Source organism: Azospirillum oryzae (assembly GCF_900177515.1).
Taxonomy (GTDB): domain Bacteria; phylum Pseudomonadota; class Alphaproteobacteria; order Azospirillales; family Azospirillaceae; genus Azospirillum; species Azospirillum oryzae_A.
In genome coordinates, this window is sequence record NZ_FXAK01000005.1 from 40,234 (window position 1) to 65,612 (window position 25,379).

Sequence of the window (25,379 nt, forward strand, 5' to 3'; positions counted from 1 at the left end):
CGATCCCCAATGACCACCTACAGCAGCAGCCCCTTCCAGCCGGGCGTGACGTCGGACGTCTTCACGCCCGACCAGCTCATTGCCGGTCGCTTCCCGCTGGTGACCGACACCGTGACCCTGGTGTCCGGCCAGAACCTCGCGCGCGGCGCCGTGCTCGGCAAGATCACCGCATCGGGCAAGTACACGCTGAGCCTGTCGGCGTCGAGCGATGGCAGCCAGGTGCCCTCCGCCATCCTGGCCGACGCCGTGGACGCCAGCGGCGGCGACAAGCTGGCCGGCGTCTATCTGGCGGGCGAGTTCAACACCAACGCCCTGACCATCGGCACCGGCCACACCGCCGCGTCCATCAAGGACACGCTGCGCGACGCCGGCATCTACCTCAAGACGGCCGTCTCGGCCGCCGACCCGTCCTGATCGGAGGCATTCCCTATGGACATCTTTTCGACTGCCGTCCTGGCTCAGGTCGTTCCGAACCTGAAGATCAGCCAGAACTGGCTGCTGGATCGCTTCTTCCCGAACATCGTGACCTTCGACACCGAAGAGGTCGCCATCGACGTCGACGTCGGCAAGCGCCGCATGTCGCCGTTCGTGTCGCCGCTGGTCGAGGGCAAGCTGGTCGAGGGCCGGAAGTACCAGACCAACAAGTTCAAGCCGGCCTACATCAAGGACAAGCGCGCGCCCGACCTGCGCCGCCCGGTCCGCCGCCAGATCGGCGAGCGCATCGGCGGCGAGCTGAGCGGCGAAGAGCGCATGATGGCCAACCTCATGTTCGAGATGGCCGACCAGATCGACATGCTGAACCGACGCCTGGAGTGGATGGCGTCGTCCGCGCTGACCACCGGCACGGTGACCATCACCGGCGACGGCTTCCCGACCACCGTCGTCGATTTCGGCCGCGACGCCTCCCTCACGGTGGCGCTGGGCTCGGGCGCCAAGTGGACGGCCGCCAACATCGGCACCCCCAACAGCCCGGGCTCGGTCTCGCCGACTTCGGACCTCACCACCTGGGCTGCCCAGGTCCTGAAGAAGTCGGGCGCCGTGGTGACGGACGCCGTCTTCACCAACTCGTCCTGGCAGGCCTTCCTGAAGGACCCGGTGCTGAAGAACGCCAACTGGTACCCGGCGACGCAGGGCAACAGCGTCGAGCTTGGCACCCAGGTCCAGCGCGGCGCCGTCTACATGGGTCGTTGGGGGCAGTTCAACCTCTGGCTCTACAACGACTGGTATGTCGACGACAACAACGTCGAGCAGCCGATGCTGCCGGACGGCTCGGTCACCCTGTCCGGCCCGGACATGCAGGGCACCCGCGCCTTCGGCATGATCATGGATCCGGACTTCAACTATGGGCCGCTGGCCTATGCCCCGAAGTCCTGGGTGGAGAAGGACCCGGCGCAGCGTCTGGTGATGATCCAGTCCGCGCCGATCGTCATTCCCAGCCGTGTCAACGCCTGCATGTTCGTGCAGGTGCTGTAAATGGCGGGCGAGAAGCAGGCGGCCGAGAAGGCCGCCGCCCCGGCGCTGGTCACGATCGCCGTGGCTCAGCGCCGGACCATCCAGCTGCCCGGCAAGGACGAGCAGGGCGAGCCGGTGACCCTGTCCTATGGGCCGGGCCAGACGGTCGAGGTGGAGGAGGGGGAAGCCAAGCGCCTGCGCGCTCTCGGCTTCGCCGAGCCGGAGGCCGAGGACGCCGACGAGGAGCCGGCCACCGTGATCAACGCGGGGGGCTGACGCATGGCCCTGGACTGGGACGCCCTGACGCACGCCGCCGTGTCGGACGCCTTCGCCGAGCCGGTGCTCTTCCAGCCGGCCGGGGGCGAGCCCTTCGCCGTCTCCGGCGTCTTCGACGAGGCCTATGCCGAGGTTGAGGTGCTGGATGGCGCGCCGGTGTCGTCGGTGTTCCCGGTCCTGGGCGTGCGGCTTTCGCAGTTCGGGGATAGCCCGCCGGAAGCCGGTGACCGCCTCACCATCGTCCGGACCGGCACCACCTACGTGGTCAACAACGTCAACCCGGATGGCCATGGCTGGGCCACTCTGCCGCTGAATTGGGTGTCGGGATGACGGTGCTCCATTCGGAGGTGCTGCGCGGGCTGGTGGTGACCGCCCTGCGCAACGCCAACACGCTCGCTGCCGACCGGGTGTTCGCCCCGCGCGACTGGCCGGTCAACAGCAAGGACATGCCCTGCCTGCTGGTGGCGGACGAGCGGGAGGAAAGCCGGAGCCGCGGCGCCGTCGGCTTCCCGGCCCTCCACACCACGGCCATCATCACGGTGGACGGTCGGGTCGAGGGGGTGGACGAGGTCGCGGTCAAGGCGGATCTCGCCACCCTGCGCAGCCAGATCAAGACGGCGGTGCTGACCTCCTACGAGATCGTGCGCCAGGTGGAGCAAATCGCCGCGGTGCGCAGCCAAGTCGCCGTGTCGGCGGAGACGAAGAAGCACGTCGGCGAGCTACGGATGGAGTTCGCCTTCTCCTATCCGGAGGACTTCGAGCCGGTGGTGACGGACGAGCTGCAGGGCGTGGACGTCCACGTCGACATGATCGCCCCCTTCGACGCCACCGGCACTTACCCCGACCCGCCGTTCCCCGACGCCGTCCAGCCGGCGCCGCGCACCTCCGGCCCTGACGGCCGCGACGAAGGCCGCCTGACCTTCGATTTCCCATAGGAGCCACGCCCGTGCTCGTGAAGCCCGCTCCGGGCCTGCTGATCCGCGACCCGGACCTGAAGGACTTCCTGCCCGCCGAGGGCCGGGACGTCCCCGAAACCCCGTACTGGACCCGCCTGCTGCACGTCTATGGCGACGTCGTGCCGGCTAACCCGCCCGCGGCCACGCCGCCCAACGCCGAGGAGGCATAACCGATGGTCGCCTTCAAGCAGATCCCCCAGAACCTGCGCGTGCCGCTGTTCTATGCGGAGGTCGACAATTCCAAGGCCAACAGCGCTCAGCAGACCATGCGGACGCTGATCGTCGGCCAGATCACCAGCAGCGGCGCGGCCACGGCCAACCTGCCCGTCATCTGCCCCAGCCTGGGCGAGGCGCAGTCGCTGGCCGGTCTCGGCTCGCAGCTGGCCCTGATGTACGAGGCCTACCGCGCCGCCGACAGCTTCGGCGAGGTCTGGCTGCTGCCGCTGGCCGACGATGCCGGCGCCACGGCTGCCACCGGCACCATCACCTTCACCGGCGCCCCCACCGCCAACGGGACGCTGTCCCTCTATGTCGGCGGCGTGCTGGTGGCGCAGCCGGTGGTGTCCGGCCAGGCGGTGGCGGCCATCGCCACGGCGCTTGCCGCGACCATCACCGCGCTGCCGTCCCTGCCGGTGACGGCGACCGCCAACACGGGCGTGGTGACCCTGACGGCCAAGAACAAGGGCCCCTGCGGCAACGAGGTGGACCTGCGGCTGAACTACCGCGGCTCGCCCAGCGGCGAAGCGACCCCGGCCGGCCTGACCGTCGCCATTTCCGCCATGGCGGGCGGCGCCACCCCGCCGACGCTGACGTCCGGCTTCGCCGCCCTCGCGGACGAGCCATACGACTTCATCGTCTTCCCCTACACCGACGCGACCAGCCTGGACGCGCTGAAGACGCTGCTGAACGACAGCACCGGTCGCTGGAGCTGGGCGCGGCAGATTTACGGCCACGGATTCGCCGCCCACCGCGGCACCATCGGGGCGCTGACCACCTTCGGCGTTAGCCGCAACGACCAGCACGTCTCGATCCTGGGGTTCTACGACAGCCCGACCCCGGCCTGGATCGTGGCGGCGGATTTCGCCGGCACCTCGGCCGTGAGCCTGCGCGCCGACCCCGGCACGCCGCTCCAGACGCTGGCGCTGACGACCATGCTGGCGCCGCCGATCGCGTCGCGCTTCGACCTGTCGAGCCGCAACACGCTGCTGTGGGACGGCATCAGCACCTTCAACGTCGGGGCTGACGGCACCTGCCGGCTGGAGAACGTCATCACGACCTACCAGAAGAACGGCTTCGGCGCCGCCGACGACAGCTATCTGGAGATCGAGACGATGTTCCTGCTGGCCTATGTGCTGCGGGAACTGAAGTCGGTGGTGACCTCCAAGTATGCCCGCGTGAAGCTGGCAGCCGACGGCACCCGCTTCGGTCCGGCGGCGAACGTGGTCACGCCCGCCATCATCAAGGCCGACCTGATCGCCAAGTACCGCGAGCTGGAATATGCCGGCTACGTCCAGAACGGCGACGCCTTCAAGGCCGGGTTGGTGGTCGAGAAGAACCGCACCAACCCGAACCGGGTCGACGTTTTGTGGCCAGGGGTGCTCATCAATCAGCTGCGCATCTTCGCGCTGCTGGCCCAGTTCCGCCTGTCGTAAAGGAGACGCCTCATGGCCGACACCACCCGGCGCCTTGCTGGCGTCTGCTATCTCACGGTCGACGGCACCACCTACATGCTGTCCGCCGACCTCGCCTATTCCCCGTCCACCGTCCGGCGCGAGACCATCACCGGCATGGACGGGATCCACGGCTATAAGGAGACGCCGGTCGCCGGCTACATCTCCGGCACCCTGCGCGACGCCGGCAGCCTCAGCGTCGCCGCCTTCAACGCTATGACCAACGTCACCGTGGTGGCCGAGCTGGCCAACGGCAAGGTGGTCTCCGCCCGAAACGCCTGGACAGTCGATGTTCAGGAGGTGAAGGCGGCGGAGGGCACCTTCGACGTCAAGTTCGAGTCCGCCCAGGTCGAGGAGGCTTAAGCGATGGACAAAGGGACCCAGACCCAGCCGGACGAGCTGGTGATCCCCCTGCGCAAGTCGGTGGAATTCACCGGCCAAGTCTACACCGAGATGAACCTGCGGGAGCCCACGCTGGGCGAGGTGGCGACCGCTGAAAAGGCTGGTGGCGGCATTGCGTCCGACACCGTGCTGATCGCTCTCGTCTCCGGCATCCCCAAGCCGGCGGTGGAAAAGATCGGCTACCGCGATGCCAAAAAAGCGCGGGATTACCTCATGGGTTTTATCTGACTTGGCCCGGCAACTGGCGAGACGTCATTGCCGAGGTCACCAAGTTCTACCACTGGGGGCCGCGCGACGCTTGGTCGCTGACCTGGGCTGAACTGGCGTGGTGGAACGATCAGGCCATCCGCATGATCAAGCAGGACTGACACCATGACGAACTACCCGGCCTCTCAAGCCTTCCGCATTCTGATCGGCGCGAAGGACGAAGCCTCCTCCACGATCGACAACGTCGGTTCCCGTCTTGGACGGGTGCCGGGCGTGGTCGATAAGATCCGCTCGGCTTTCGACAAGCTCAGCGATGCGGAGGGGCTGGAGAAGGCCAGCAAAGGCGTCTGGGGCCTCGCCAGCGTCGCGATGGATGCGGCGCGCAACTTCGGCATGCTGAACGGTGCGATGGGGCTGGCCTTCGGAGCCACCTCCATCGCCGGTCAGGCGGCGCTCGCCAGCTACTGGGGCAAGAACGCGGTGGCCGCCAGCAATGCCGCTCAGGGCATTGGCATCGCTGCGGGGCGGCTGCGCACCCTGGAAGGGGCTGCGGGCTTGGCCGGCCTGTCCACCGACGCCATGACCAGCAGCCTGGGCGGGCTGGCAACCACCCTTCAGGACGCCGCTTTCGGCCGCAACAACGAGGCGGCGGCGATGCTCAGCACCCTGGGCATCACGGCCAAGCGGACGGCCAGCGGCGCGTGGGACCTGGAGCGAGCGATGGGCGATATCGCCGACGCCATTGCCAAGCAAACCAACCCGCAGACCCAGGCGAAGATTGCTCAGATGTTCGGGGTGGAGGCGCTTCTCCCCATGCTCCGCAAGGGGCGGGCGGGATTTCAGGCATATGTCAAAGACATCGAGCGGCTGGCAAGCGTCAGCGAGGAAACCCAGAAGCGCTCGGAAGAGCTGGGGATCTCGCTCAACCGACTAGAGGCGGCGGCCTCCGGCGTCGGCATCGCTCTGGAGGCGCGCCTCAACACGCGGTTTGGCAGCCTCATCAACTGGATGACGGAAGCCACTGCTGAGAACAAGGAAGGCATCGCCACCTGGATTGAGCTTTCGTCCCATATCATGGCGGCTCGCGGTGCCCTTGGCCTGTTTGCGAAGCTCGCAGGCGAAGGATCGATCTGGGCGAGGTTGAGCGGCTTGGCAGCGGGGCCATGGGGGCTCCTGGCGGCAGGGGCTTATGCCGCCTATGCCACGGCGCCGGAGCAGAACAAGCAGGTGGTGATCCGCAAGGAAACGCCCGAGGAGAAGAAGGCGGCGGAGGAGTCGTGGTGGCCGTCCTGGCTGCCGTGGGTCAGCATCAACAAAGACAAGAGCCCCGATGCGAGTCCCAGCCCGAACGCCGCCGACAATCAGCCGCCGAGCTGGTGGCAATCCTGGCTGCCGAACATGGGCGTCGTATGGAAGGGGCAGGGTGCCGTCGACAAGGCGGCTTCCGGTGGCGCGGCCACGCCATCAGCAGTCGGCGCTGGGGTCCGGCGCTGGGACCCGCAGATCGAGGCGATGGCGGCCAAGTATGGCGTCTCCCCGGACTTCGTCCGCCGGATCATGCAGCAGGAGAGCGGCGGCCGGACCCATGACAAGAACGGCAACCCGCTGACCAGTTCCGCCGGCGCCATCGGCCCGATGCAGGTCATGCCCGGCACCTACGCCGAGATGGCGCGCCGCTACGGCATCAAGGGCGGCATCACCGACCCGGATGCCAATATCGAGGCGGGCGTCGCCTACCTGTCGGAGCAGATGAAGCGGTTCGGCGACGAGAAAGCGGCAGCCGCCGCCTACAACGCCGGCCCTGGTCGGGTGCAGAAGAACATCAACAGCGGCAAGCCCCTGCCGTCCGAGACCCAGAACTATGTCGCCTCCATCGCCGCGATGCAGCGCCAGCAGCCCCAGGCGGCGGCTGGCGGCGGCGAGCAGAAGGTCAACGTCACCGTCACCCTCGGCGGCAACGTGCCCGAAGGCACCACCGCCACCGCCCAGACCGGCGCCGGCACCGCCGTGCCCGCTCGCATCGAATATGCGATGCCCAGCTTTGCGAGGCCCTGATGTCGTTCAACAGCGCCTATCGGAACCTGTCCAACGGCATCTCGACGGTCGCGTCTGCGGCCGAGCGGCTGGGCGTCGATCTGGCCGGCTTCGGCAGCGGGGGCGGTCCCTGGTACAGCCAGCTGCAGCGCGCCAGCTTTCGGGGGGTGCCTTTCGGCGTGCTGTCCTCCGACAGCCAGTTCGGCCGGCGGGTCGCCATCCACGAATACCCGTATCGTGACAGCGTGTGGGTGGAGGACCTGGGCCGGGCGCCGCGCCGCATCAGCCTGATCGGCTTCCTGGTGGAGGACTCGGCCGTCTATGGCGGCGGCTCCGTCCTCACCCAGCGCGATCAGCTGCAGCGCGCCTGCGAAGGGGAGGGGGAGGGCGAACTGGTCCACCCGACCCTCGGCCGGAAATCGGTGGCGCTGCTCCGCTTCCGCATCGCCGAGCGCTTCGATCTGGGCCGGGTGTTCGAGGTCGCCTTCCAGTTCGTCGAGGCCGGACGGCTGCTCTACCCGGGCAGCACCGCCGACCGCGCGTCGGAGATCGCCGGCATCGCGGACGCGCTGGGCCTCTCCGCCGTCGTCGACTTCGTGTCGACGGTTGGCGAGCTTCTGCGCGAGGGCGGGGCGGCGCTACGCCAGATCATCAGCGTGGTGTCCTACTATGTGCGGATGGTCGAGAGGTTCGTGAACGACGCGACCAACCTCTACAACGCCATCCGTGACCTTCCCGGCGAGTTCGGCCGCTTCTTCCGGCCGAGCAACAGCCGGTCCGGCACCACGCTGGCGGCGATGAAGACCTCCACCGCGGCGGCGCGCGGCGGGGTCTCGCTGGCGGCGATCAAGGTCACCGACACCGCGGCGGTCACCGGCACCGAGACGGTCAGCGCCACGGCCGACGCCATCACCGGCCATGTCTCGGCCGCCGCCTCGGCCATGCCGACGCCGGCCGACCGTCTCCGCCTGCTGGCGCCGCTGGCGTCCGATGCCAGCGTCACCGTCGGATCCGGCATCCATGTGGCGGCACTCTACCGGCGCGCGGCCATCGCTGAAATGGCGCGGGCTGCTGCGGCATGGGAGCCGGGGTCCTACGACGAGGCGGTTCTGGTGCGCGATCGTCTCCGCGACGTCATCGATGCGGAGATCGTGCGCTCCGGCGATGCCGGCCAGGACGACACCTATCTGGCCCTGCGCAAGCTGCGGGCGGCGGTGGTTGCCGACCTGACCGAGCGGGGTGCTGATCTGGCCCGGCTGGTACCGGTCGCTTCCGCCACCTCGCTGCCGGCCCTGGTGCTGGCGCAGCGGCTCTATCAGGACCCGACCCGGTCCGACGAGCTGGTGCAGGCCGCCAACCCCATCCATCCCGCCTTCATGCCCACTAGCTTCCGGGCGCTCGCGGAGTAACCGACCATGGACGACCTGACGCTGATCACCGGCAAGCGCAAGCTGTCGGGCTGGCAGGCTGTGCGCGTCACCCGCGGCATCGAGCGGATGCCCAGCGACTTCGACATCGAGTTCACCGAGCGCTTCCCCGGCGAGGCGGAGTCCGTCGTCGTGAAGCCGGGTGACGAGTGCCAGGTGCTGATCGGCAACGATCTGGTGATCACCGGTTATGTCGATCGGTTCCTGCCCACGGTCGACCGGCACCGCCACAGCCTGCGGGTGACCGGCCGGAGCAAGAGCCAGGACTTGGTTGATTGCTCCGCCGAATGGCCCAGCAACCAGATCAGCTCCTCAGACGTTCTGAGCATATCCAAGAAGCTGGCTCAGCCATACGGCATCGGCGTCACAGCGCTGAGCGATGTTGGCGAGCCCATCCCGCAGTTCAACCTGATCTGGGGCGAGACGCCATATCAGATCATCGAGCGCATGGCCCGGTTCCGCGCGCTTCTCGTCTACGACGCTCCGGACGGCAGTATCATTCTTGCGCGGGCGGGAACGGAGACGCACCGGACCGGATTCGAGCAGGGCATCAACATTGAGCGGGCGACAGCGCTGTTCGGCATGGACTTGCGCTTCAGCGATTACGTCGTCCGGTCTTTGTCCATAAGCCCTGCGGGCGACGCTGCGGGCTACAACGTGACAAGCGACATCCAGGCAACTGCGAAGGATGCCGAGGTTCCGCGGCACCGCCTGCGCCAAATCATCGCTGAGACTGGGATCGTCGCCTTCAAGTTGTCGGAGCAGCGTGGCCAGTGGGAAGCCGCGCGGCGTGCTGGGCGCTCCTACTGTGTTCAGATCACAACGTCCACATGGCGCGACGGCGACGGCATGCTGTGGACGCCCAACCGCTTGGTGAACATCAAGATCCCGGCTCTCAAGATCGCCGAGGCGAACTGGCTGATCGCCGATGTCACGTTCCGTCGGGACACCGCGGGAACCCACGCCGACCTGACGTTGATGCCGCCTCAGGCGTTCCTGCCGCAGCCGTTTGTCTGGCAGCCAACCATTTCCGACGTCGTACCGGGGCAGCAGCAATGATGGAAAGTGCGATCAGTGCAATTGAGCGTCTCTACGCGAGGCTGCTCATGGCTATCGGCCGCGGCAGCATCACCCTTGTGGACGACGCTGGCGGCGTGCAGCTCCTGCAGGTCCAGCTTGGCAAGGACGAGATCCGCGACAGAACGCCAAGGCTCGCCGAATACGGGCTGACCTCAGTCCCGCCGGTCGGCTCGGAAGCCATCGTGATTTTTGTGGGGGGCGACCGCTCCATGGGTGTGGCCATTGCCACCGGGAACGAGGATGCCCGGCCCAAGGTGTTGGCGGCCGGCGAGGTCGCCATCTACGACGATCAGGGGCAGATGGTCCACATCACCCGCGCCGGCATCATCATCAAGGGTGCCGGCAAGCCGGTGACGATCCAGGACACGCCCAAGGTCCGCATGGTCACCGACCGCCTGGAGGTCACCGGCGACATCATCGACCGCTGCGACAGCCAGACCCGCACGATGAAGGGCATGCGCGACGTCTACAACACCCACACCCATAGCGGCGTGCAGACAGGCAGCGGCTCCACCAGCGTCCCGAATCAACTGGAATAGCCCATGGCCGACATCACCATCATCTGGTCGCCGGTCGATGGCCGCGGCGATTGGACCTTTGCGCCCGGCGGCGACCTCGATACCGGCGACGACTTGGCCAACGCCATCCTGCTGTCGCTCTTCACCGACCGGCCGGCCAACAAGGACGACATCATCCCCGACGGCACCACCGACCGGCGCGGCTGGTGGGGCGACCATGAATTGGGATCGCGCCTCTGGCTGCTGGAGCGGGCCAAGCAGACCACCGAGACGCTGCAGCGGGCCAAGGACTACATCACCGAGGCCCTGCAATGGCTGATCGATGACGGCGCCGTCGCCCGCTTCGACATCTTCGTCGAGTGGAGCCGCCGCTCGACGCTGGGCGCCCGCGTGACTGCCTACCGGACCGACGGCCGCACCGTCGCACTCACCTACGCCTGGGCTTGGCAGGGAGCCTGACATGCCGTTCCTTCGACCGACACTCTCCGAGCTGCGCGCGCAGGTCGCGCAGGACGTTACCGCCTCCGTGGGTGCCGAGACCGGCCTGTTGCGCCGGGCGGTGCTGCGGGTGCTGTCCGATATTCAGGCCGCCATGGCCCACCTGCATTACGGCTATCTGGACTGGATCGCCCGGCAGTCGGTGCCCTTCACCTGCACCGACGAGTTTCTGGAGGGCTGGGGGGCGCTGAAGGGCGTGACCCGCAAGCCGGCGACAGCGGCCTCCGGATCCGTCGTCATGCGCGGCACGGCCGGGACGGTGATCCCCGCCGGCACGGCCATGGTCCGGGCTGCCGACGGCGTCGCCTACACCTCCGCCGAGGCGGTCGCCATCGGGCTGGGCGGCACGGCATCAGTGCCGGTGATCGCGGCCGAGGCAGGCGCGGCTGGCAATGCCGTGGCCGGGGCGATCATGGCCCTCAGCGCCGCGGTGGCCGGTGTGCAGTCGTCCGGCGTCGCTGGTGTGCTGACCGGCGGCGCTGATGTCGAGACCGACGACGAGCTGCGCACCCGAATGCTGGGCGCCTACCAGCGCTCCGCCATGGGCGGTGCGGCCGACGACTATGTCACCTGGGCGCTGGAGGTGGCCGGTGTCACCCGCGCCTGGTGCCGCCGCAACGGAGCCGGCATCGGCACCGTGATCGTCTACATCATGCTGGACGAAGCCAACGCCGCGAACGACGGGTTCCCGATCGGCGACAACGGCGTGTCGGGCTATGAGCCCCGCGCCACCCCGGCGACTGGCGACCAGCGGACGGTGGCCGATTACCTATGGGACCTTGCCCCGGTGACGGCCCTGGTCTATGTCGCCGGCCCGACGCCGCAGCCGGTCAACTTCACCATCGCCGGGGTATCGGCGGGCCTGCGCGACAAGGTCGAGGCGGCGCTGGTCGAGCAACTGCGCAAGGACGCCAGCCCTGGCGGCGCGGTCAGCATCGCCGCGCTGTGGGACGCGGTGCGCTCCACCGGCGCCAGCGGATTCGACATCGACGCGCCGCTCGACGACCTCACCGCAGCGCCCGGCTATCTGGTGACCGTCGGCACCATCACCTGGAGCTGACGCCATGCCCGCACCGATCTTCCGGCGCGCCGACTTCCGGGCGGCGCTGCAAGCCCTGCTGCCCACCGGTCGGGTCTGGTCGCGCGAGGCCGACACCGCCCAGGCGAAGGTGCTGGACGGGTTGGCTGGCGTCTACGAGCGGCAGTCGACCGACGCGACCAGCTTGTTGGCCGAGGCCTTCCCGGCGACCACCAGCGCGCTCCTGACCGAATGGGAGGACTCGCTCGGCCTGCCGGACGAATGCACCGGGCCGGCTGAGACGCTGGACGCGCGGCGCCTGCGCGTCGTCCAGAAGCTGACTTCCACCGGCGGGCAGAACCGGCCCTACTTTCTGGGGCTGGCGAAGGGGCTGGGGTTCCCGGATGCCTTCATCGAGGAGTTCCTGCCGTTCACGGCGATCTCCCCCTGCGCTGCGCCGCTGACGCAAGACTGGCAAAGCGTCTGGCGCCTGACGACCAACACCGACGCCGGTGTGCTGGACTTCACCGTCAACAGCTCTTGCTCCGACCCCATCAAGGCGTGGGGCAGCGCGGTGCTGGAATGCATCATCCGCCGGGCGGCTCCGGCACACACCTCCGTTCTCTTCGCCTACGTCGACAGCTGGGACTGGATGATCGTGGGCACGGATGAGGACTGGGGATTGATCACCGATCCGGCGGCGGACGCCGAGGACTGGGGAGTTCTTTCATGACCACCAAAGTAAAGCGCGTCCAGGTGCTGGGCGGTGCCAAGGCTGCCCTGTCCAGCTTCATCGGCCGGCCTCGCGAAATCATCGTCGACACGACCGAAAGCACGCTGACGGTCCATGACGGCGGGACGCCCGGCGGGCGGCGCATGCTGCCGGAGGATGGGGATGCCTCGCAGGCGGTTGCTGGCGGACGCGTGCTACAGGATGTTGCTGGCGCGGTTGCTGGGCTTGATGTTGGGTCCAGCACTGAGGTTGCCCTCAAGCCCGGAGCGACGCTCAAGGCCGAGAAAGTCGCAGGCGGAGACGCTACATCAGTTCCTGCATCCACCACGAGCTTGGTGTCAAAAACTGCATCCGCCTCCTGGGTGATGTCCGACTACGTGATCACGATGTCCGGCGTTGCGTCCTATGCCGACGTTGGCGCCACTCGATCTGTCGCCAGAGCATTCGGCGCGGCGAACGGATACGCCAATCACACTGCGGACACCCTGATCAGGGCGGGCGAGTTCCAGACACTTCGCGGGACCGGCACTCAGCAGACGACGCAAGGCGGGACTTGGGGTGTCGAGATCGGCGTCCATTCGCAAGTCGCGGGCGACGGCTCATCCAAGAACATCGGCGCCTATATCGCCAGCAGCCATACCGGATGGCTGACGTCCGGCACCAAAGCCGACTGCGGCATCAAGGTTTGCGGCGAAGATGGCTGGTATTACTACGAGCGCTTCCATGATGAGGCGGATGCGCTCAAGTGGTGCGTCAAGAACAACGGCGACCTCTACACGGCGGGCGCAATTGGCGTTGGCACGACGAGCCCGCAGACTTTCGCAGGATACGGAACCGTCTGTGTGAATGGCACGACAGGCTCATTCTACGATGTCAACGTCAACGGATCGAACAAGCTCCGCATTCAGGCAACCAGCGGCGGCACCTACCTTGATAGCGCAGGGTCTGTCGGTAGTATCGACTTCCGTTCAAGCGGTGGCGCCAACACCAACGCCCGGCTTTTCGACAGTGGGGCCGTCGCTTTCCCGCGCGTCGGCACCACGGCATCAGCGGCCAACGCATATCTCGACAACTCGGCCGGCAACAGCCTGCTGCGGTCCACGTCAAGCGGGGTCTACAAGACCGATGTCGAGACGCTTGATCCGCAGTATGCCGATGCGGTCCTGTCACTGCGCCCGGTCTGGTATCGCTCGCTGGCCGATGCCGACCGCAAGGACTGGAGCTGGTACGGGCTGATAGCCGAAGAGGTGGCCGCCATTGAGCCGCGGCTCGTGCATTACCGCCAGCTGACCAAAACGGTGACGCGCACGGTAGCTGTCGCGGTGCCGGTTCTCGAAGATTATGAGGACATGGAGCCGGCGGTTGAGGTGATCGACGGCAAGGCCGTTCATCGACTGGTCCCGGTCACCAAGCAGCGTCAGGCAGTCGATGTCTTCCCGCTGGTAGATGAGGCCGGCGATCCGGTGCTGGAGACGCTCCGCGCGGAGGTCAGGGATACTGACGGCAATGTACTGGAACCGGCCATTGTTAGGCAGGCCGTTCATGTCGTGCCGCGCGTCGCTACCGAACAGCGCGAGGTGACGGAGGAAGTGCCGGACCTTGATTCTGCGCCGATCCCAGACGGCGTGCAGTACGAGCGCCTGACGGTCATGCTGCTGGATATTGCGCGTCGCCTCACTGACCGCATCACGGCTCTTGAGGCGCAACTCGCCGCGCTGCGGCCGGCGGCTGAATAACCCCAACTCCTGAGAGGTACCATCGTGCAACGCATCGCTACCGCCACCCGCGCCCCCGATCTCTGGGGCGTCGGCAAAGCCGGCTTCAAGGAAGGCGACGTCCTGACCGGCGACCCGGCCACGTCGCTCAGCGCCGCCTGGTTCAACAACACCCAGGAAGAGATCTGCAACGTCATCGAGGGCGCCGGGCTGACGCTCAACGCCGATGACCGCACCCAGCTCCGGCAGGCCATCCAGGCGCTGGTCTCCGCCGCCGCTGGTGCGTCCGCAGTGCCGGCCGGCGCCGTCGCTCACTTCGCCCGCAGCACCGTCCCGACCGGATGGCTGGAGGCCAACGGCGCCGCGGTCAGCCGCACCACCTACGCCGCCCTGTTCGCCGCCATCGGCACCACCTTCGGTGCCGGCAACGGCACAACCACCTTCAACTTGCCCGATCTGCGCGGCGAGTTCATCCGTGGCTACGACAACGGCCGCGGGGTGGACAGCGGGCGCGGCTTTGGCACTTTCCAGGGGGACGAACTGCGCAGCCACAGCCACTCGGTGACACTGCCAATTGATGCCGACGGCGCGAGCGGCACCGACGACGAATCCATTTCCACCCTCGGCGGCTCGCAGACCTACGGCACCAGCAACACGGGCGGCAACGAGACCCGCCCCCGCAACGTCGCGCTGCTGGCCTGCATCAAAACCTGACGCCGCGACAACACTCCAATCCCCTGACCGACCGGGCGCCCATGAGGCGCCTTTTCCATGTCTGGAGGTCCGATGCTCTCCACCATTCTCTGGGTGGCGCTCGCCGCCCTGTTCCTGGCCTGCGCCTATCGCGAGCGGGGTCAGGGTCATTCCTGGCTTGGCACCACCGGGGCGCGGGTGCTCTTCTGGGCGCTGCCAGTCGGTGCCACCGTCTACGCCATTCCCCCAAGCGCGCCGGATGGGACCGGCATCTGGACGGCGGTGCTGGCAGGCGCCATGGCCTACCTCGGCCTGCTGCTCCCGCACGGTGCCGGCCAGAACCTCACCGAAACGCCCGGCGACTATCCGGCCAGCTGGACCGCCCACCTCCCCCTAACCGAGAAGCTGGGCTATCTGGCGGCCGTCGGCATTGCCCGCATGGCCCTGATCGCGCTCCCGCTGATCCCCGCCCACCCGCTCGCCCTGTGGCTGCCGCTGACCGGCCTTGCAATGCCGCTGGCCTACCTGATCGGCGCCAAGCTCCCGGCGCTACCCTGGCGCCTGACCCGGCCGACCGAATGGGGCGAGTTCCTGACCGGGGCCAGCGTCGGCGCTGCCCTCGCCCTCGTCCTGCTGGCGTGAGGCGCCCATGCCCGACGATTCCCCCGGCCCGGCGCAGCAGCTCGCCGACGACCTGCTCGTTCGGCATAACGGCGACGCTCACGCCGCCCTTGCCGATCTGGCCCTCCTCTATCTCGTCGCCCGTCACGGCTGGTGCGCCGGCTTCGACCGCGCGCCACCCTCGCAAGGATCCCGCTCATGACCATCAAGCCCGTGTGCGCGGCGGCTGTCGCGCTGGTGAAGCATTTCGAGGGGCTGTATCTCGACGCCTATCTCTGTCCGGCCGGCGTGCCGACGATTGGGTATGGCCACACCGGTCCCGATGTCCGTCTCGGCATGGCCATCACGGAGGCGCAGGCCGAGCAGCTGCTGGCGGCCGACCTGGCCGAGGCCGCGGCGGTGGTCGACAAGTATGTCCGCGTTCCTCTGCCGGAGAACCCGCGCGGGGCGCTCGCCTCGTTCGTCTTCAACCTGGGGGGTGGGGCGTTCGCCTCGTCCACGTTGCTGCGGCTCCTGAACCTTGGTGACACCGCCGGCGCTGCCGAGCAGTTCGGCCGGTGGACCAAGGCGCGCGTCGGCGGGAAGCTGGTCGACCTGCCGGGCCTCGTTGCCCGCCGGGCGGCCGAGGAGGCGCTGTTCATCTCCGGCGCTTGGAAGCCGACCCCCAGTCCGTCGCCGCAGCCGCAGGCGGTCATTGCCCCGGCCGGCGATGATTCCGACCGCATCCGCCGCATCCAGGTCATCGTCGGGGTGAAGACGGACGGACATTATGGACCGCTGACCAAGGCCGCGGTGGTGCTGTGGCAGGCGGCGCACTTCCTGAAGGCCGATGGCGTCGTCGGGCCGGTGACCGCCAAGGCGATGGGGCTGTAGGGGCCAAGTCGGTTTTCCCGCCCACGATCTTGGTCCGAAAAATCGACGCATCCAGAAAAGTCAACCAGCCGCCCGGCCCCCGCCGAGGCGGCTTTTCTCATGCCTGAAAGGAGGCACCATGCCCGATTGGTTTCTTCAGGCACTTGGCTACGCGACGCTGTATGCGCTCGTCGTCAAGGCCGTCCTGGCGTGTACCCCGACCCCGCCGGCGGACCGCTGGTATGGGAAGGTCTACCGCGTTCTCGAATGGTCCGTGCTGGTCATCGGCCGCGTGAAAGAAGGGGCCGGCCGATGACGGCTATCCTGTCCATACTCGCAACCAGGGCCGGCGGCATCGCTGCCCTAGTGCTGGTGGCCCTGCTGACCGTCACCGCCGGCGGGCTTGGCCTGTCCCTCTGGCTGACCCGCTCCGACCTCGCCGACGAGCGGCTGCGCGCCAACACGCTGGAGAGTGCGGTGAAGCTGCAGAACGACGAGGTGATGGATTGGCAGGCCAAGGCCGCCGCCGCGAAGTCCTCTGCCGATGCCCGTGCGCTTGCGACGCTCAAGCCCCGCACGAAGCCCGACCTCAAGACCGTCGAGGAACTGAACGCATGGTTCGCTTCATCGCCCTGATCGCCGCTGCCCTGCTGGCCGGCTGCACCTCCGAGATGCCTGTGGTCAAGGTGCCGGTAGTGGAGCGCGCCGCCCCTCCGGCTGAACTGGTGGCGGCCATCGTGCCGCCTTCCCAGGCCTTCACGCTGCCCGGCGCGGCGTCGGTCGCGTGCGTGGACCCCGGCGGCCGGGATGCCTTGGTCGGCTATGTCGACCAGCTGCGCCAGAGGGTGCAGGCGTGGGAGGCATGGGCGGCGCCGTGATGGCGCTGTCGGTCGCTACGGCTTATCTGCCGGACCAGCCGGCGTGCTGTGATGGCCCGCGCCCGGCCCGAAGGTGATCTGGTAGCCGCTGCGCCGGAGTTGCGCGATCCAGTCCCGGGCGATGATCTCGCGCATCGTCGCGTCGGCCCGGCGGTTGGTGAGGCTGCCGCTGTGCTTGGTGAGGACGACCTGCGCATCGATCAGCAGATGCTCGTCCGGCACCGCCTGACCCTCGCGCGATCCTATGCCGGGCCGCAGCACCTCGGCGGCGCGCTGAGCGAGATAGCGCCAGCCCTCCCGGAGTGACGGGGTAATCTTCGGCCAAGTGTCGCCGGCTTCCGACATGTGGATGGCGGTTCGCTCGATCAGCGGGTCTGGTTCGTCGCGCATTTTGTTCTCCATGCGTTCACATTGATGAGAACAATGAAGGGACGCAGATGTCAACGCGCTGCCGAATGAATTTCGGAAAATCTTCGAACGCCAGAGACTAACGCATTGAAATGACAGCGTTATTTTTCAATGCACCGTACAGACCATGCAGGGGTCGAAGGACCGGACGATGTGCTGCACCGACAGCGGCGTGCGCTCTTCCTCCTGCACCGGGGCGCCGACCAGGGCCTGCTCCAGCGGACCGGGCACCCCGTCGAGGTCGCGGGGTGAGAAGTTCCAAGTGGTCGGGGCGATGATCTGATAGCCGGCGATGCGTCCGCGCTCCACCCGCAACCAGTGCCCCAACGCTCCCCGCGCCGCTTCCGTCAATCCGACCGCCTGGGCGCTGTCCGGCATCTCCGCCGCCGCGCACCAGGGGGCGGCAGGATTGATGGCGCGCAGCCAGCTTTCCATCACGTCGGTGGTGCGGGCCAGTTCCAGCAGGCGGGCGACCACACGACTGCGCACCGATCCGCCATCCTGCGCCACCAGCGCTCGGATCAGCGGATGGCCGTCCACCAGCTGCCGGGCGATCGCGCCGGTCTCATAGGGCAGTCCGGCCAGCCGCGGCGCCTTGCACCAGCTGTAGCCGGTCTCGTCCATCCCGTCCGGCACGGTCGAGCCGGCAAAGGGCGGGTGAGGGCGGTCCTGCCCGGCCATGCGGCTGAAACGGTGATGCTCCGCTACTTGGCCCGGATCGAAGGGAGCATCCTGCCCATTGGCAAAGGTGCCGCGGCGGTAGAGATGCCCGCCCTCTATGCCGGCATAGGCGCCGTGACTGAGGAAGCGGCCATAGGCGCGGCCGAGATGCGCGAGATCCAGATCCTCCGCGATCTCCAGGAACAGGCGGAAGTCGCCGGCGGGGCCGGACCGCCGCCAGCGCTCCAGATCCTCCGGCGCGCCAAGCGCCAGCACGCGCTCCAGCGGCGCGCCGAACAGGCTGTCTTCCAAAAAGCGCCGGAAACTGCGGACGGTGGCAAGCAGTCGCACCCGGTCGCGCGCATCCACCGCGCGGGTGACGCCGCCGGGCTGGAGCGTCAGGGTGTGCGGCCACTTGCCGCCCAGGATGCCCAGCACATGGAACAACTCCGCCCGAGCCGCAGTGCCGCTACGCACGGCACTGCCCTGCGCGGCCTTGAAACGCGCCTCCGCCCGCTCGAACCAAGGCCGGCCTTCATAGGCGGGCCGGGCGAAGTCGGGCATGAAGAACAGGTGAAAATGGGTCAGATGGTCGGCGACATTCTCCGTGGCCGTCATCAGGTTGGTGGCGAGCAGGCCGTTGTGCGGCACCTCCAGCCCCATCACGCCAGCCAGCGCCAGTGCCGCTGCATGGCTTTGCGAGACGGAGCATATGCCGCAGATGCGCGGCGCCACGACCAGCGCGTCCATCGGGTCGCGCCCCTCCAAAATGCGCTCGAACCCGCGGAATAGAGGCGAATTCACATAGGCAGCAGAGACACTTGCACCGGAAATCTCAAGTCGAACCTCAAGGTCGCCTTCCACGCGATTGAAAGGTCCGACGATCAGGCGGCGTTTGGGCTGTTCGCTCACCGGGTCAGCCTTTCCGGGTGGGGCGGACGGTGGGGGCGACGACGATACGGTCGGCGGCGGCGTTGCGGCGCACCCGCTCCGGCGTCGCCGCCTTGGCGAGCGATGCCAGTGCCACGAACCACGCCTTCGGCATGTCGGTGGGCAGGCCGATGGGGATGCCGGCGAATTTCGGCGTCTGCTGGAACGGGTGCCCCGGCTCCTCGAATCCCGGCGCGGTGCAGTTGATGCAGGCATAGCCGCCGCGGGTGCAGGACCCTTCGCCGTTCCACAGGCGGGTGTTGCAGTCGGCATGGGCCTGGGTGCCGAGACAGCCCATATGCTCCATCAGGCAGCCGAGGTCGGACGGCTTTTCCGCGCTGGCCTTGTACTCGTAATACTCGTTACGCGGGCAGCCATGGTGGACCAGATGGTCGGCGTAGAAGCGCGGGCGCTGGTAGACGTCCAGATCCCTGGCGGCGAGCGCATCCTCGGCCAGCAGCATCAGCGTCTCGGTCACCCAGTTCGGATGGGTCGGGCAGCCGGCGACATTGACCACCGGCAGACCGCCCCGCGCCCGGAACTCGGCGCCCAGGGCGCCGCCGCGTTGCGTGCCTTCATACTGCAGGCCGCAGGCGTCGGCGATGTTTTCGCCCCCCGCCGTGATGCCACCAAATGCCGCACAGGTGCCGACCGCGACCACGGTGCCGGCGACGGCGGCCAGATCGCGCGCCCAATCAATGGTCGGCCGCCCGGTTCCTGCCAGCACATGGAAGCGCCCGGTGCCGTTCGGCCCGCGCAGCAGCGATCCCTCCACGCACAGCACGTCCAGCGGCTCGATCCCGGAGAGGATGCGCTCGAACAGGTCCACCGCCTCGGCCCCGCTTTCCTCCGACAGGCTTGGGTGCCAGAGCAGGCGGATGCCGGCCGTCTCCAGCAGCGTCATCAGGTCCGGGGATTCGGCGCAGAGCAGCGACATGGTGCAGCCGCCGCAGCCGCCCGATTGCAGCCACAGCACCGACAGCGGACCCGTCCTCATCTTGCGGCTCCTTCCCGACCCCCGGGGTCGCGCCCAGCGGCTGGCAGGGTGAGGGTGAACAGCGCCCCGCCATCGGGATGGTTCGCGGCGGCCAGATCGCCGCCATGGTCGCGCACCAGCTGGTAGCTGATCGACAGGCCGAGCCCGGTGCCCTTGCCGACCGGTTTGGTGGTGAAGAAGGGGTCGAAAACGCGGCCGACGATCGCGTCGGGAATGCCGTGGCCGGTGTCTCGGATGGTGACGACGACCGTCCCCGCCTCCTCCCGGCCATGCAGTTCCAGCCGCTTGACCGCGGCGCCGGCCATGGCGTCGATGGCGTTCTGGACCAGATTCATGGCGACCTGATGCAGGTGTCCGGGATGGCCGGCAATGTCCAGCGTGTCGGGCAGGTCGAAGACGACGGTCAGGTCCGGCATCTGCGCCTTGGCGACCCAGGTGACGGCGGAGCGCAGAAGTCCCGTCAGATCAAAGCGTTCCGAAGCGTGCTTCTGTTCCGACGAGAAGCGGCGAAGCTCCGCCACGATGTCGCGCACCCGCTCCGTCCCCTCCAGCATGCCGTCCAGCGTCGCCGCGGCGTCGGCGCGGGCGCGGTCGATGCGCAGCTCCTTGCGCAGGGAGGCCAGTTCCGCCGGCGTGGCGCCCTCATGCACGCGGTCGAGATAGGCGGTCATGCGGTCGACATAGCGGCGCATGGCATGGGCGTTGCCATAGACGAAGGAGATCGGGTTGTTCAACTCATGCGCCACGCCGGCGACCAGCCGGCCGAGCGAGGCCATCTTCTCCGAATGGACGAGCTGCTGCTGTGTCTGCTTCAGCCATTCATGGGCGGCGGCGAGGTCGCGGTAGGCGCGGCGCAACTCTCCCACCGGCCGGCCGACCAGAACCAGCCCGATGGCATGGCCGCGCTGGTCATAGCGCACCGTGCTGTTGACCGCGACGGGGAAGGGGCCGGCTGGCCCGCGGAGCGACAGCTCCACATCGCTGACCTCCTCGCGCTGAAGGGCGGCGCTGCACAGGCGGGCGAAGGCGGGATGGAAGGCGGGGTCGAGGAAATCGCGCAACGGCCGCCCGGTCAGGTCACGCCCGGCACAGCCCAAAGCCCGCTCGGCCGCCGGGTTGGTCTGCTCGATCCGGCCGTCGCGGTCGCAGGCGATCAGAACGTCGGTCATGGAGCCGAGGACGCTGGCGATGAAGGCCTGCGCCTCCTCCAGTTCGGCGTTCTTGCGCTCAAGCTCCACCTGCTGCGTCACGAGATTGGCATAGGTCTCGTCCATCTTCCGGATCACTTCGATCCAGGCGCTCTCGGCGTCGGCATCGGGCGTCATGCCGGGCATGGAAAATGGCTGCGACAGCGGGGCGGTCATGGCGCGCAGATTAGCACGCCGCAACAGCCATGGTGTGGACGATTTCAGGCGGACCAGATCGACCACAGGCCGGCAAGGCCGCTCAGCACCAGCACGTAGAGCGCGAAGTCGAACAGCGGCGCGTGCCAGACCCAGCCATAGGCGCCGATGGCGCGCAGCCCCCGGCGCAGCAGCGCCGATACCGCCCAGGCCACCACGGCCATGATCAGCAGCGGCGGCAGGAACAGGCCGTAGACGTCGATTTCACCGATCATGCGCGTGCCCTTTCCTGATGCAGCGGCTCAAGGGTCGAAGGTGGCGCCTCCAGGGTTGCATCCGGGAACAGGCTGCGGCGCAATGCGGCCAGCGCCACCACCGCACGGTCGCGCTCGGGGCAGGGTGGGGCGGCGTCGATGGCCGACAGCAGGTCGTCCATGCTGTCCAGCAGCCCGGCCGGCGCCGGATCGGGCCGCTTGGCGGACAGGGCGCGGAAATGGTCGGTGATGCCGCGCAGCAGGCGCTCCAGAGCAGCCCCGCCGGCAATGTCCAGAACCGGGCGTGCCCGTTGAAGCTCCACCACGTTCAGCCCAACCCGCAGGTCGCGTACGGCGTCGATGGCGTCGACATCCACCGACCCGCCCGCCTGCGCCAGCCGGGCCGACAGCAGCCCGACCCGGTCCAGCATGCGGCTTTCGAAGCCGTCATTCGCCGGTACCCCGCGCATCCGCGCCAGATCGGCGATCTCGCGCCAGCCGATGTGCAGCAGGCGCCGCGCGCTCCAGGCCGCCCCGACCGACCGGCACATGCGGGTGACCAGCATCGCGGTGACGATGCCGACGATCTGCCCGGTGCTGCTGTTCAGGAAGGAGGCGAAATCGCCGTTGCCGGTGTCGAGCAGGCTGAGCGAGCCGCCGACGCCGAAGATCAGCGCCATCGCCTTGCCCATCGTCGCCGGCCGGGCGACGAAGATGCCCAGCGTCACCAGAGTCGGCGCCAGGCACAGCACCAGCATGGGGAAGCTGTCGAAGGACGGCAGAACCACCAGCAGGTAAAAGGCCGACAGCGGGATGGACGCCAGCGTGTAGACCAGGAACAGGCGGATGCCGGGAACTGGATCGTCGAAGGATGCGAAGAAGCAGGTGAACACCGCCACCATCATCGCCGCTGCCGAGCCAGACGACCAGCCGGTCAGGATCCAGAAGGCGCAGACGGTGGTGATGCCCAGCAGGGCTGCCGCCGCCGACCACGCCGCCATCCCCTTGTCCAGGTGGAAGACGCCGCGCGATCGCTTGCGGGCCAGCGGGTCGAGATGGTCGGGCAGGTCGTGGTCGCCGGTCGCGATGTGCACCCGCAGGTCCCGGCAGTCGCGATGGATCTCCACCAGCGACCGCAGGCGCCGGATGAAGCTGAAGCGTGTCGCCGCCTGCCAGCCGGCCGAAGCCCGCCCAGCCTCCTCCGCCTCCAGCCGGTCGAGCCAGCCGATCAGCCGTCCGGCCTCCGCCGGATCGGCATCGGCGCCGGCGGCGATCCAGCCGCGCGTCGCCGCCAGAACCGGGGCCACATCGGCGGGCAGTTCGCCCTGCGGGCCGCGCAGCGCGATCAGCCGGTCCTGCACTGCGGTCAAAACCGGCAGCAGATAGACCATCCGGTCCTGCAAGGCCCGCATCGGCCGGGTCATCCAGCGCAGGTCGGAGGTGTCATAGGGCAGGTGGGTGGTCATCACCCGCAATTCGGTCAGGTCGGTCGCCATCTTGTGGCGGTCGCGCAGGCGGGCGTCCATTCCGGCGCCGTCCAGCGCGTCCAGCGTCCAGCGCTCCGCATCGCGCAGGGCGGCGTCGAGCTTGCCGAGCAGAACCGGTCCCATGCCGCGCGGCAGGATCACGCTGTGGATGACGGTGGCGCAGACGATGCCGAGGATGATCTCCTCCACCCGGGCCAGCCCGGTGTCGAAGATCGCCTCCGGATTGGCGACGCCGGGAAAGACGATCAGCCCGACGGTGTAACCCGCCAGCATGAAGGCGTAGCTGCGCGGCGTGCGGTCCAGCAGCGAGACGAACAAACAGCCGCCGACCCAAAGCCCGACCGCCAGCGACAGCAGTTCCGGCGCATTGACCAGTTCCACCGTCAGGACGATGGCGGCGATGCTGCCGACCACCGTGCCGGCGACGCGATAGACCGCCTTCGACCGCACGGTGCCCGACAGCGGGCTCGACACCACATAGGCGGTCAGCATCGCCCAGAAGGGGCGCGGCAGCCCCATGCCGAACGCGATGTAGAGCGCCAGCATGGAGGCGGCGAAGGACTTCAGCGAAAAGACCAGCTCGTCGAGGGTGGGGGCTTTGGGCATCGGCGCGCGCTCACTGCCCGGCCGGCAGTTGGGCGACCCTCGGCGTGCCGTCGGGCGCGCCCACAACCGAAACAGTCGCGGTGCGCCCGGCAACCAGTTGGAACGACTCCGGCACCTCGTCCAGGGCGATGCGCACGGGGATGCGCTGGGCCAGCCGCACCCAGTTGAAGGTCGGGTTGACGTTGGCGACCAGCCCGGTGCCCTCCGCCCGGTCGCGATCGACGATGGCGCGGGCGATGCTGTCGACCCGCCCGCGCAGTTCGGTGCCCACGCCCATGATCCGGACCGACACGGGGGCGCCGACATGGATGCGCGGCAGCTTGGTCTCTTCGAAATAGCCCGTGACATAGAAGGAATTGCTGTCGATCAGCGCCACCACCGCCTGCCCGGCGGCGACATAATTGCCGGCCTTCATCTGCAGGTTGGTGACATAGCCGTCGACGGTCGCCCTCACCTCCGTACGGGCGAGGTTGAAGCGGGCGAGGTCGAGCGCGGCCTCTGCCTGCTTGCTCGCGGCGGCGGCCTTGGCCATCGCCGACATCACCTCCTGGCGCTGGGCGGTGGAGACGACATTGTTGCCCAGCTGCTCGTACCGGTGCGCCTCGGCGGTGCGATAGGCCAGCTCGGCCTTGGCGCTGTCGAGGTTGGCCTGCGCCTGCTCCTCCGCCAGCCGGTAGCGGCCGGGATCGACGACGAACAGCACCTCGCCCTTGTGGACCAGCTGGTTGTCGGTCACGCGCACGTCGGTCACCAGCCCGGCGACGTCGGAGGAGATCTGGACGATGTCGGCGCGGACGCGGCCGTCGCGGGTCCAGGGCTCGTTCATGTAGTAATCCCACAGCCACAAGCCTGCGCCGACCGCCGCCACGGTCACAAGCAGGGTCACGGCGATCCGGGCCACCGCCCGGAAGGAAGGAAGAAATGTCACGGTCTGGGTTCCTCGATCACCGCACCGGCGCGGACGGAGGCGCAACGCGGCCGTTCCCGGCCGAGGCGCTGCTCCGCAAACACGCCACGGTCAGGTCTGTTCACGCTTGGCGTTGGCCTCGATGATGGAAAGCACGCGATAGCAGGCCTCCACGTCGGCCTCCGTCGCCTCTGCCATCAAGCGCTGGCGGACGTCGTTCAACGCGTCGTTCACCTGAACCAACAGATGACGGCCGGCGTCGGTCATGTGCAGGGTCTTCGCCCGGCGGTCGCAGGCATCCTCGCGCCGTTCCAGCAGCCCGGCCGTTTCCAGCCCGTCAAGCAGACGGACGAGCGACGGGCCTTCCACCGCCATCTCCTCCGCCAGTTCGCGCTGCCGCAGCCCGTCGCCAAGTTCGGCCAACAGCATCAGGGGCGCGATGGCCGAGGTGGAAAACCCGCTGTCCGCCAGCACCTTGTTCGCCGCCCGCCGCCACAGATGGGAGGCGCGGAACAGGTGCAGGCCGAAATTAGGGGGAAGGCGCAGAGGCTTATCTTGTAGCATCCCTATTTAATAGGTTTTCTATCTAATTTTGGCAAGAGGACAGGGTGCGCCTGCGGCCACGCTCGCCGCATGGCTGGATTGCTGCGGTGCGGAAGGCTTTAATTTCCATAACGGAAGTTATGTGTCTGGAAGCTGTAGGCGCAAAGCTAAAATGTCAGTCCAGCGCAACATAGAAGTGTCAGTCTTCCATCCG

General features: G+C 68.0%; 32 protein-coding genes. 24 read left to right on the top strand and 8 right to left on the bottom strand.

Annotated features, from left to right (window positions below; translation table 11 throughout):
• Positions 1-9: 9 nt before the first annotated feature.
• The 24 genes from B9N97_RS08820 (at position 10) to B9N97_RS08925 (ending at position 17,030) form a co-directional block, all read left to right on the top strand.
• Positions 10-414: a head decoration protein gene (locus tag B9N97_RS08820; RefSeq protein WP_085085470.1), complete on the top strand. Its 405-nt coding sequence runs from the start codon at positions 10-12 to the stop codon at positions 412-414.
• 15 nt (positions 415-429) lie between these two features.
• On the top strand, positions 430-1,473 hold the full coding sequence (locus B9N97_RS08825) for a major capsid protein (protein WP_085085472.1): 1,044 nt from the start codon (positions 430-432) through the stop codon (positions 1,471-1,473).
• Complete coding sequence (locus tag B9N97_RS08830; protein ID WP_085085474.1) at positions 1,474-1,728, top strand: hypothetical protein; 255 nt, start codon at positions 1,474-1,476, stop codon at positions 1,726-1,728. It begins immediately after the preceding gene.
• Between the two features lie 3 nt (positions 1,729-1,731).
• On the top strand, positions 1,732-2,058 hold the full coding sequence (locus tag B9N97_RS08835) for a head-tail joining protein (RefSeq protein WP_085085476.1): 327 nt from the start codon (positions 1,732-1,734) through the stop codon (positions 2,056-2,058).
• A complete protein-coding gene (locus B9N97_RS08840) occupies positions 2,055-2,663 on the top strand; it encodes a hypothetical protein (protein ID WP_085085478.1) in 609 nt (202 codons plus the stop codon). Before B9N97_RS08835 ends, B9N97_RS08840 begins: the two co-directional genes overlap by 4 nt.
• A gap of 11 nt (positions 2,664-2,674) precedes the next feature.
• A complete protein-coding gene (locus tag B9N97_RS08845; protein ID WP_085085480.1) occupies positions 2,675-2,854 on the top strand; it encodes a DUF2635 domain-containing protein in 180 nt (59 codons plus the stop codon).
• Between the two features lie 3 nt (positions 2,855-2,857).
• Positions 2,858-4,336, top strand: a complete 1,479-nt coding sequence (locus tag B9N97_RS08850; protein WP_085085481.1) for a phage tail sheath subtilisin-like domain-containing protein — start codon at positions 2,858-2,860, stop codon at positions 4,334-4,336.
• A gap of 12 nt (positions 4,337-4,348) precedes the next feature.
• Positions 4,349-4,717, top strand: coding sequence for a phage tail tube protein (locus tag B9N97_RS08855; RefSeq protein WP_085085483.1), 369 nt, complete (start codon positions 4,349-4,351; stop codon positions 4,715-4,717).
• Positions 4,718-4,720: 3 nt separating this feature from the next.
• Positions 4,721-4,984: a phage tail assembly protein gene (locus B9N97_RS08860; RefSeq protein WP_085085485.1), complete on the top strand. Its 264-nt coding sequence runs from the start codon at positions 4,721-4,723 to the stop codon at positions 4,982-4,984.
• A 144-nt stretch (positions 4,985-5,128) separates the two neighbouring features.
• Positions 5,129-7,018: a transglycosylase SLT domain-containing protein gene (locus B9N97_RS08865; RefSeq protein ID WP_085085487.1), complete on the top strand. Its 1,890-nt coding sequence runs from the start codon at positions 5,129-5,131 to the stop codon at positions 7,016-7,018.
• On the top strand, positions 7,018-8,406 hold the full coding sequence (locus B9N97_RS08870; RefSeq protein WP_085085489.1) for a DNA circularization protein: 1,389 nt from the start codon (positions 7,018-7,020) through the stop codon (positions 8,404-8,406). The genes B9N97_RS08865 and B9N97_RS08870 overlap by 1 nt, the downstream gene beginning before the upstream one ends.
• A gap of 6 nt (positions 8,407-8,412) precedes the next feature.
• On the top strand, positions 8,413-9,483 hold the full coding sequence (locus tag B9N97_RS08875) for a phage baseplate assembly protein (RefSeq protein WP_085085491.1): 1,071 nt from the start codon (positions 8,413-8,415) through the stop codon (positions 9,481-9,483).
• A 47-nt stretch (positions 9,484-9,530) separates the two neighbouring features.
• Complete coding sequence (locus B9N97_RS08880; protein ID WP_208621186.1) at positions 9,531-10,043, top strand: phage baseplate assembly protein V; 513 nt, start codon at positions 9,531-9,533, stop codon at positions 10,041-10,043.
• Positions 10,044-10,046: 3 nt separating this feature from the next.
• The gene (locus B9N97_RS08885; protein ID WP_085085496.1) at positions 10,047-10,481 is read left to right on the top strand and encodes a phage GP46 family protein; all 435 of its coding nucleotides are present in this window, start codon (positions 10,047-10,049) and stop codon (positions 10,479-10,481) included.
• 1 nt (position 10,482) lies between these two features.
• Complete coding sequence (locus tag B9N97_RS08890; protein WP_085085498.1) at positions 10,483-11,580, top strand: baseplate J/gp47 family protein; 1,098 nt, start codon at positions 10,483-10,485, stop codon at positions 11,578-11,580.
• Between the two features lie 4 nt (positions 11,581-11,584).
• Positions 11,585-12,271 (top strand): YmfQ family protein, encoded by a 687-nt coding sequence (locus tag B9N97_RS08895; RefSeq protein WP_085085500.1) that lies wholly within the window; start codon positions 11,585-11,587, stop codon positions 12,269-12,271.
• Positions 12,268-14,007: a hyaluronate lyase N-terminal domain-containing protein gene (locus B9N97_RS08900; RefSeq protein WP_085085502.1), complete on the top strand. Its 1,740-nt coding sequence runs from the start codon at positions 12,268-12,270 to the stop codon at positions 14,005-14,007. The genes B9N97_RS08895 and B9N97_RS08900 overlap by 4 nt, the downstream gene beginning before the upstream one ends.
• A gap of 24 nt (positions 14,008-14,031) precedes the next feature.
• The gene (locus B9N97_RS08905) at positions 14,032-14,700 is read left to right on the top strand and encodes a phage tail protein (RefSeq protein ID WP_244560624.1); all 669 of its coding nucleotides are present in this window, start codon (positions 14,032-14,034) and stop codon (positions 14,698-14,700) included.
• 72 nt (positions 14,701-14,772) lie between these two features.
• Complete coding sequence (locus tag B9N97_RS08910) at positions 14,773-15,321, top strand: hypothetical protein (RefSeq protein ID WP_085085506.1); 549 nt, start codon at positions 14,773-14,775, stop codon at positions 15,319-15,321.
• Between the two features lie 7 nt (positions 15,322-15,328).
• Positions 15,329-15,502, top strand: a complete 174-nt coding sequence (locus B9N97_RS35570) for a hypothetical protein (RefSeq protein WP_167393261.1) — start codon at positions 15,329-15,331, stop codon at positions 15,500-15,502.
• Positions 15,499-16,173: a glycoside hydrolase family protein gene (locus tag B9N97_RS08915; protein WP_143266564.1), complete on the top strand. Its 675-nt coding sequence runs from the start codon at positions 15,499-15,501 to the stop codon at positions 16,171-16,173. The genes B9N97_RS35570 and B9N97_RS08915 overlap by 4 nt, the downstream gene beginning before the upstream one ends.
• Before the next feature lie 118 nt (positions 16,174-16,291).
• Positions 16,292-16,468, top strand: coding sequence for a hypothetical protein (locus B9N97_RS35575; RefSeq protein WP_167393262.1), 177 nt, complete (start codon positions 16,292-16,294; stop codon positions 16,466-16,468).
• Positions 16,465-16,788 (top strand): hypothetical protein, encoded by a 324-nt coding sequence (locus tag B9N97_RS08920; RefSeq protein WP_143266565.1) that lies wholly within the window; start codon positions 16,465-16,467, stop codon positions 16,786-16,788. The genes B9N97_RS35575 and B9N97_RS08920 overlap by 4 nt, the downstream gene beginning before the upstream one ends.
• On the top strand, positions 16,767-17,030 hold the full coding sequence (locus B9N97_RS08925; RefSeq protein WP_085085510.1) for a hypothetical protein: 264 nt from the start codon (positions 16,767-16,769) through the stop codon (positions 17,028-17,030). Before B9N97_RS08920 ends, B9N97_RS08925 begins: the two co-directional genes overlap by 22 nt.
• Positions 17,031-17,045: 15 nt before the next feature.
• Here the strand turns inward: B9N97_RS08925 and B9N97_RS08930 are convergent, their stop codons facing one another.
• The 8 genes from B9N97_RS08930 to B9N97_RS08965 form a co-directional block, all read right to left on the bottom strand.
• Positions 17,046-17,420 (bottom strand): hypothetical protein, encoded by a 375-nt coding sequence (locus tag B9N97_RS08930; protein WP_085085512.1) that lies wholly within the window; start codon positions 17,418-17,420, stop codon positions 17,046-17,048.
• A 126-nt stretch (positions 17,421-17,546) separates the two neighbouring features.
• Positions 17,547-19,010 (bottom strand): nickel-dependent hydrogenase large subunit, encoded by a 1,464-nt coding sequence (locus B9N97_RS08935; RefSeq protein ID WP_085085514.1) that lies wholly within the window; start codon positions 19,008-19,010, stop codon positions 17,547-17,549.
• Between the two features lie 4 nt (positions 19,011-19,014).
• Positions 19,015-20,025 (bottom strand): NADH-quinone oxidoreductase subunit B family protein, encoded by a 1,011-nt coding sequence (locus B9N97_RS08940; RefSeq protein WP_085085516.1) that lies wholly within the window; start codon positions 20,023-20,025, stop codon positions 19,015-19,017.
• Positions 20,022-21,359, bottom strand: coding sequence for a sensor histidine kinase (locus tag B9N97_RS08945; protein WP_244560626.1), 1,338 nt, complete (start codon positions 21,357-21,359; stop codon positions 20,022-20,024). The genes B9N97_RS08940 and B9N97_RS08945 overlap by 4 nt, the downstream gene beginning before the upstream one ends.
• Before the next feature lie 74 nt (positions 21,360-21,433).
• Positions 21,434-21,643 (bottom strand): DUF1656 domain-containing protein, encoded by a 210-nt coding sequence (locus B9N97_RS08950; protein ID WP_085085518.1) that lies wholly within the window; start codon positions 21,641-21,643, stop codon positions 21,434-21,436.
• Positions 21,640-23,715 (bottom strand): FUSC family protein, encoded by a 2,076-nt coding sequence (locus B9N97_RS08955; RefSeq protein WP_085085520.1) that lies wholly within the window; start codon positions 23,713-23,715, stop codon positions 21,640-21,642. Before B9N97_RS08955 ends, B9N97_RS08950 begins: the two co-directional genes overlap by 4 nt.
• A gap of 10 nt (positions 23,716-23,725) precedes the next feature.
• The gene (locus B9N97_RS08960; protein ID WP_085085522.1) at positions 23,726-24,643 is read right to left on the bottom strand and encodes an efflux RND transporter periplasmic adaptor subunit; all 918 of its coding nucleotides are present in this window, start codon (positions 24,641-24,643) and stop codon (positions 23,726-23,728) included.
• A 90-nt stretch (positions 24,644-24,733) separates the two neighbouring features.
• Entirely contained in the window at positions 24,734-25,186 is a 453-nt protein-coding gene (locus tag B9N97_RS08965; RefSeq protein ID WP_085085524.1) for a MarR family winged helix-turn-helix transcriptional regulator, read from the bottom strand.
• Between the last annotated feature and the right edge of the window lie 193 nt (positions 25,187-25,379).

Excerpts from the sequence above, each read along its gene's own strand:
- B9N97_RS08910 (WP_085085506.1), top strand. The coding sequence starts at position 14,773 with ATGCTCTCCACCATTCTCTGGGTGGCGCTCGCCGCCCTGTTCCTGGCC.
- B9N97_RS08875 (WP_085085491.1), top strand. The coding sequence starts at position 8,413 with ATGGACGACCTGACGCTGATCACCGGCAAGCGCAAGCTGTCGGGCTGG.
- B9N97_RS08965 (WP_085085524.1), bottom strand. The coding sequence starts at position 25,186 with ATGCTACAAGATAAGCCTCTGCGCCTTCCCCCTAATTTCGGCCTGCAC.
- B9N97_RS35570 (WP_167393261.1), top strand. The coding sequence starts at position 15,329 with ATGCCCGACGATTCCCCCGGCCCGGCGCAGCAGCTCGCCGACGACCTG.
- B9N97_RS08840 (WP_085085478.1), top strand. The coding sequence starts at position 2,055 with ATGACGGTGCTCCATTCGGAGGTGCTGCGCGGGCTGGTGGTGACCGCC.
- B9N97_RS35575 (WP_167393262.1), top strand. The coding sequence starts at position 16,292 with ATGCCCGATTGGTTTCTTCAGGCACTTGGCTACGCGACGCTGTATGCG.
- B9N97_RS08835 (WP_085085476.1), top strand. The coding sequence starts at position 1,732 with ATGGCCCTGGACTGGGACGCCCTGACGCACGCCGCCGTGTCGGACGCC.
- B9N97_RS08820 (WP_085085470.1), top strand. The coding sequence starts at position 10 with ATGACCACCTACAGCAGCAGCCCCTTCCAGCCGGGCGTGACGTCGGAC.
- B9N97_RS08850 (WP_085085481.1), top strand. The coding sequence starts at position 2,858 with ATGGTCGCCTTCAAGCAGATCCCCCAGAACCTGCGCGTGCCGCTGTTC.
- B9N97_RS08955 (WP_085085520.1), bottom strand. The coding sequence starts at position 23,715 with ATGCCCAAAGCCCCCACCCTCGACGAGCTGGTCTTTTCGCTGAAGTCC.
- B9N97_RS08930 (WP_085085512.1), bottom strand. The coding sequence starts at position 17,420 with ATGCGCGACGAACCAGACCCGCTGATCGAGCGAACCGCCATCCACATG.
- B9N97_RS08855 (WP_085085483.1), top strand. The coding sequence starts at position 4,349 with ATGGCCGACACCACCCGGCGCCTTGCTGGCGTCTGCTATCTCACGGTC.
- B9N97_RS08915 (WP_143266564.1), top strand. The coding sequence starts at position 15,499 with ATGACCATCAAGCCCGTGTGCGCGGCGGCTGTCGCGCTGGTGAAGCAT.
- B9N97_RS08860 (WP_085085485.1), top strand. The coding sequence starts at position 4,721 with ATGGACAAAGGGACCCAGACCCAGCCGGACGAGCTGGTGATCCCCCTG.
- B9N97_RS08895 (WP_085085500.1), top strand. The coding sequence starts at position 11,585 with ATGCCCGCACCGATCTTCCGGCGCGCCGACTTCCGGGCGGCGCTGCAA.
- B9N97_RS08830 (WP_085085474.1), top strand. The coding sequence starts at position 1,474 with ATGGCGGGCGAGAAGCAGGCGGCCGAGAAGGCCGCCGCCCCGGCGCTG.
- B9N97_RS08940 (WP_085085516.1), bottom strand. The coding sequence starts at position 20,025 with ATGAGGACGGGTCCGCTGTCGGTGCTGTGGCTGCAATCGGGCGGCTGC.
- B9N97_RS08920 (WP_143266565.1), top strand. The coding sequence starts at position 16,465 with ATGACGGCTATCCTGTCCATACTCGCAACCAGGGCCGGCGGCATCGCT.
- B9N97_RS08945 (WP_244560626.1), bottom strand. The coding sequence starts at position 21,359 with ATGCCCGGCATGACGCCCGATGCCGACGCCGAGAGCGCCTGGATCGAA.
- B9N97_RS08925 (WP_085085510.1), top strand. The coding sequence starts at position 16,767 with ATGGTTCGCTTCATCGCCCTGATCGCCGCTGCCCTGCTGGCCGGCTGC.
- B9N97_RS08890 (WP_085085498.1), top strand. The coding sequence starts at position 10,483 with ATGCCGTTCCTTCGACCGACACTCTCCGAGCTGCGCGCGCAGGTCGCG.
- B9N97_RS08865 (WP_085085487.1), top strand. The coding sequence starts at position 5,129 with ATGACGAACTACCCGGCCTCTCAAGCCTTCCGCATTCTGATCGGCGCG.
- B9N97_RS08950 (WP_085085518.1), bottom strand. The coding sequence starts at position 21,643 with ATGATCGGTGAAATCGACGTCTACGGCCTGTTCCTGCCGCCGCTGCTG.
- B9N97_RS08880 (WP_208621186.1), top strand. The coding sequence starts at position 9,531 with ATGGCTATCGGCCGCGGCAGCATCACCCTTGTGGACGACGCTGGCGGC.
- B9N97_RS08870 (WP_085085489.1), top strand. The coding sequence starts at position 7,018 with ATGTCGTTCAACAGCGCCTATCGGAACCTGTCCAACGGCATCTCGACG.
- B9N97_RS08825 (WP_085085472.1), top strand. The coding sequence starts at position 430 with ATGGACATCTTTTCGACTGCCGTCCTGGCTCAGGTCGTTCCGAACCTG.
- B9N97_RS08885 (WP_085085496.1), top strand. The coding sequence starts at position 10,047 with ATGGCCGACATCACCATCATCTGGTCGCCGGTCGATGGCCGCGGCGAT.
- B9N97_RS08900 (WP_085085502.1), top strand. The coding sequence starts at position 12,268 with ATGACCACCAAAGTAAAGCGCGTCCAGGTGCTGGGCGGTGCCAAGGCT.